At 60.1% G+C, this 393-nt stretch carries 1 protein-coding gene and 1 pseudogene; both read right to left on the bottom strand.

Going from position 1 to position 393, the window contains the following annotated elements:
- A pseudogene (locus SB725_RS30250) lies at window positions 1-125 on the bottom strand (acyl carrier protein); the annotation flags it as partial.
- Window positions 126-134: 9 nt separating this feature from the next.
- Window positions 135-386 (bottom strand): phosphopantetheine-binding protein, encoded by a 252-nt coding sequence (locus tag SB725_RS30245; RefSeq protein WP_410923032.1) that lies wholly within the window; start codon window positions 384-386, stop codon window positions 135-137.
- Between the last annotated feature and the right edge of the window lie 7 nt (window positions 387-393).

Below are 393 nucleotides of genomic sequence, written 5' to 3'. Positions count from 1 at the left end.
TCGATGCTGTCGATTTCCAGGTCTTCGTACAGGTTGGACTCGAGGCTGACGCGCTCGGGCTCCAGTTCGAAGAGCTCGACCAGGGCATCGCGCAGGGTGTTGAAGATATCGTCACGGGTTTGCATGGTCGGTTCTCAAGCTGCCTGTTTTGCAGTGACGAACGCCGCAAGGCTCGCCACGTTGCTGAAGTGGTTGCGGGTGTCCTTGGCGTCGGCGTCGATCTTGATGCCGTACTTCTTCTGGATCGCCAGGCCCAGCTCCAGGGCATCCACCGAGTCCAGGCCGAGGCCTTCGCCGAACAGCGTCTGGTCGTTGCCGATGTCCTGGGCACTGATGTCTTCGAGGCCCAGGGCGTCGATGATCAGCAGTTTGATTTCAAGCATCAGGTCCGGG

It is taken from the genome of Pseudomonas sp. SIMBA_041, from assembly GCF_046535095.1.
In the GTDB taxonomy this organism is placed as follows: Bacteria; Pseudomonadota; Gammaproteobacteria; order Pseudomonadales; family Pseudomonadaceae; genus Aquipseudomonas; species Aquipseudomonas mucoides.
The sequence above is the reverse complement of the archived record's forward strand: the minus strand, read 5'-3'. Positions and strand labels throughout refer to the sequence as shown.